Origin of the sequence: Acaryochloris sp. IP29b_bin.148 (assembly GCF_028285565.1) — a bacterium.
GTDB lineage: Bacteria > Cyanobacteriota > Cyanobacteriia > Thermosynechococcales > Thermosynechococcaceae > Acaryochloris.
Genome location: NZ_JANQOY010000053.1, coordinates 1 through 3,929, shown reverse-complemented (window position 1 = coordinate 3,929; position 3,929 = coordinate 1). Strand labels below are relative to the sequence as shown.

Genomic DNA, 3,929 nt, shown 5'->3' with positions numbered 1-3,929 from the left:
AAACCATCGGTGGAGCTCATGGATACGGCGCGAACTTGGTTATCGCCCAAGAGCTGCTGAACTTCGCAAGTCACGGAAACGTCGTCTCCGGCAGCATTTTTGCCCTTGGCTTTTAATGCGTTATAAATTTTGGGCAGCTTCCCATTGGGGAATTCAACGTCCAAAACCGGACCAATAATTTGAGAAATGTAACCAGTATTCTTATTCGTGGTGGTGACCATGCTCACGCCTACTCTAGTTGTGATGACTGTTATAACTGCTTGTACGTGCAGCTTAGACGTATGATTTCGCCATTTCTAAACCTATCATTTAAGGGACTCAACGTAAACTTTCTTTTCGGAATCCTAAATTTATAGTTGAGTAAATATGCCCATCGCCTATTTGGGACAGATTTGAAAGCACAACAAGAGGCAAATCAGGCAGGATAGAGCGAATCATCTAAGTCAGTATTGGCTCTGATGTCCCTTGATGCCATAAAGACTCGAAAGCAATGTTGAGCATTTCCCCTAGCCCAGGATGGGTAACGCTTAAAGCCGTAAAGCTGGGTGTCCCAGATAAGGGATCTTGTAAAGATAGCAACGTAATCCGTTGGTCGAACAGCTGCATTTTGAAGGGCACCTCATCCACAAAGCGTACATGCTGCCCCCAAGCTTGGCACTGGCGAATAAAGTCCTGGCTACTGGGATCTTGCCAAATGTTGTGTTCATAGATGGTGCGGTAGCAAATACCGCGCTGTAGGGGATCTTTGACAAGGTTGAGGCCGTCTTCATGGCTCAGTAGAGACGGATAGGTAAAGAAGACGCTGATCGACGATTGAGCGGATTGGGAAAGTTTGGCCCCACAGTCCGCTATTCGATTGGGTTCGGACAAAACATCAATGTAGGCTAACGGATCTTGAGTGTTGTGGCCCTTCGTATAGAGCGGGGCAAGGGCGGCAACAGCACGGTGAGTCTGCTGCTCTTGGCGCTGGAGTTCAGCAGAGACTTGCTTCTGTTTTTCTTGCAGCAAGGTGGGAAGGGCCTGGGACGGCTCCACGGCTTGGAAGATCCGCTGTCGACCGGAATGGCGTTCGAGACAAAGACCGCGATCGCATAGTGATGCCAAGACATCATAGATCCGCTGCCGAGGAACCTGAGCACGGGTCGCAATCTGCGCAGGGGTAAAGTCCTGCCGATCCATTAGGGCCAAATAAACAGCGGCCTGATAGCGAGTTAACCCTAAATCCACCAGATTTTCTAAGTATTGGGCATCGCTCATTAGATGACACCACTAGATAGTGGTGCTATTTTAAAGTTCATCGTGAACCTTTTGCAAGTGCTGTATCATGGCCCTCCTCACTCAACTGGATTTACCAACCACAGCTTCCACTCCAGCATTTCTGCCCATTGCCTTGTTTGAAGGGGAATTTTGCCCTTTTCCTGAAGCTCAACTTTCGATAGCGACTCACGCGCTTCACTATGGCACTTCAGTGTTGGGTGGAATTCGTGGAATACCTTCTCCTAGTGACTCAAATCAGATTTTGATGTTTCGCCTAGCGGATCACTGTCGGCGATTGAGCCAGAGTGCGAAATATCTGAATACCAATATTGACCCCATCGAACTTGAAGCAACGTTGATTGAGTTTGTGCGGCGCAACCAGCCCCAAACGTCCTTCTATATCCGACCGTTGATCTACACCTCCAGCTTGGGCATTGCCCCTCGGCTCCATGATGTCAGTAAAGACCTATTGATCTATGGCCTGGAGATGGGAGATTACTTGCATCAAGGGGGTGTGCGGTGTCGGATTAGCTCTTGGCTGCGACAAGAGGATCGTAGTCAGCCCTTACGGGGCAAGTCGAGTGCCGGATATATTGCATCGGCATTAGCCAAGACAGAAGCGGTTGCCTCTGGGTTTGATGAAGCAATCTTGATGAATGCTCAGGGCAAAGTCAGCGAGGCATCAGCGATGAATCTGTTTCTGGTTAGAAATGGCCAATTGATTACGCCCAGTGTGGATCAGGACATTTTAGAAGGGATTACCCGAGCCAGCGTGATCACGCTAGCGCAGAACTTAGGCATTCCCGTGATTGAGCGTCCGGTCGATAAGTCTGAACTCTTTATCGCAGATGAGGTGTTTCTCTGTGGGACGGCAGCTCAGATTTCACCCGTGTTGGAGATTGAAACTTACCGATTGCCAGAACAACGTCCGGTTACAAAACAGTTAAGTGAGTTGCTGCGACAGGTCATGATTGGGGCAGAGCGACGATATGCCGAGTGGATAACGATTGTGGACTTCAATTAGAAGAGCAGTAACTTTATGTGGCTGGAGTTAAAGGGAGTTGAATTGGTGGCTTTAGCTTAAATTCTGAAGAGCTGCTATGTGATAAGAGTAAATTTTTTGACAGAATGGCGTGAATAGTCAGTTCTGATTGAAGATTTATTACAGTAGGGCTTGAATTTGCGTAAGCTCATTTGTCTTCGAATGATAAGTAATTGCTTTTTAGTAGGTAAGACTTTTTAGATTCACAAATGCTGAATATGTTCTTGACTACTCCATGTATGAGTAAGAAAAATCTCTTTAGCACGACTAAACCTATATCTCAACGCCTTGGGATGGAATTGAATATGGAGTGTCGGTAGAACCAACATGGCTCGTATTGTCGGCGTTCACGGTATTAATCAAGAGTTTGACGGAAGCAATACCATCTATGCCAGATGGTTACCTGCCCTTAAAGATGGCCTAGAACGAGCAAATGCAGCACTGACATCAGATGATGACTTCAAATGTGCTTTTTATGGAGATCTATTCAGAGAGTCTGGGCAAGCAAAAGGGACTATACCCAATTATGACGTCAACGATATAGATGCTGAATGGGAACGTGAATTTCTTCAAGAGCTATGGGGTGAGGTCCTAAAAGTTGAAGAGGGAGAATTAAATCCTCAGAAAGCCCCTGTGACCAAAGCCAGGGTACCAAGAATTTTGCAAGAAGCTTTGAGTGCTTTGAGTCAATCTCGTTTTTTCGGGGGCGTTGCTGAGAAATTTGTCATTGCTTTTATGAAGCAAGTGCGCTTGTATTTATATGATCCAGAGATTCGGCAGCAGATTAGATCACGAGTGTCGGACTGCATCACTGACGATACCCGAGTACTGGTGGGACATTCTCTGGGTTCTATTGCTTGTTATGAGAGTCTTTGCCAGCATCCAGAATGGCCTGTGAAAGTACTGGTGACATTGGGGTCTCCTCTTGGCATCCAAAGGCTGATTTTTGATCGCCTGGAGCCGCCCCCTACTGATTCTCAGGGGAACTGGCCAGGGAGTGTTAAGACTTGGATTAATATTGCAGATGCTGGCGATATCGTCGCCTTAGAGAAGAAGCTGAATCCTTATTTTCAAGGTGATGTTATTGACCAACTCGTGAATAATGGAGCTGATGCACACAATGCTAATCGTTACTTTACGGCGAGAGAAACTGGAGAAGCCATCAAGTTGGGATTAGAGGATGCCTAACTATTATCTAGTAGCCTGTGGAACGAGCGAATCTAACTATCCCGAAATTTATCCACACTTGGAAAGAGTTCCAAATGACTTGTCTTGTATTAATAACATCCTGACATCGCAGTTTGGCTATACCCGTGTCCTTGAATGCCTATCCTTAAATCCATCTGCTGCCTTAATAAAGAAAGAGTTTGCAAAGTGGCTGATTAGTGGTGAATGCACTGCAGAGGACTGCATTGTTTTTTACTACTCAGGGCATGGGGAGTATTTACTGGGTGATCAACACTGTCTGATATTGAAGGAGACTGATCCTGCTATTGTGGGTTCGACTAGCCTGCCAACAGATGAATTGATCCGGCCACTTCAAAATCCGGGTGTAACCTTATCTCAGATTTTATTCATTATTGACACTTGTTACTCAGGAGAAGGAGCGGGTGATATTACTCAGTATGCA

Annotated in this window: 4 protein-coding genes and 1 pseudogene; 3 read left to right on the top strand and 2 right to left on the bottom strand. The window is 46.3% G+C overall.

Going from position 1 to position 3,929, the window contains the following annotated elements:
• Window positions 1–221: pseudogene (locus Q0986_RS05660) on the bottom strand (F0F1 ATP synthase subunit beta); the annotation flags it as partial.
• 217 nt (window positions 222–438) lie between these two features.
• On the bottom strand, window positions 439–1,257 hold the full coding sequence (locus Q0986_RS05655; protein ID WP_299405606.1) for a helix-turn-helix domain-containing protein: 819 nt from the start codon (window positions 1,255–1,257) through the stop codon (window positions 439–441).
• Window positions 1,258–1,324: 67 nt separating this feature from the next.
• Between Q0986_RS05655 and Q0986_RS05650 the strand changes: the two genes are divergently transcribed.
• The 3 genes from Q0986_RS05650 to Q0986_RS05640 form a co-directional block, all read left to right on the top strand.
• On the top strand, window positions 1,325–2,281 hold the full coding sequence (locus Q0986_RS05650) for a branched-chain amino acid transaminase (RefSeq protein ID WP_299405602.1): 957 nt from the start codon (window positions 1,325–1,327) through the stop codon (window positions 2,279–2,281).
• 345 nt (window positions 2,282–2,626) lie between these two features.
• Complete coding sequence (locus Q0986_RS05645) at window positions 2,627–3,487, top strand: hypothetical protein (protein ID WP_299405599.1); 861 nt, start codon at window positions 2,627–2,629, stop codon at window positions 3,485–3,487.
• Window positions 3,480–3,929 (top strand): caspase family protein (locus tag Q0986_RS05640; protein ID WP_299405597.1); only part of this gene is annotated, 450 nt, incomplete at its 3' end. The genes Q0986_RS05645 and Q0986_RS05640, both read left to right, overlap by 8 nt.

Bases quoted from the DNA above. Each gene is read 5' to 3' on its own strand.
- Q0986_RS05655 (WP_299405606.1), bottom strand. From the start codon at position 1,257: ATGAGCGATGCCCAATACTTAGAAAATCTGGTGGATTTAGGGTTAACT.
- Q0986_RS05650 (WP_299405602.1), top strand. From the start codon at position 1,325: ATGGCCCTCCTCACTCAACTGGATTTACCAACCACAGCTTCCACTCCA.
- Q0986_RS05645 (WP_299405599.1), top strand. From the start codon at position 2,627: ATGGCTCGTATTGTCGGCGTTCACGGTATTAATCAAGAGTTTGACGGA.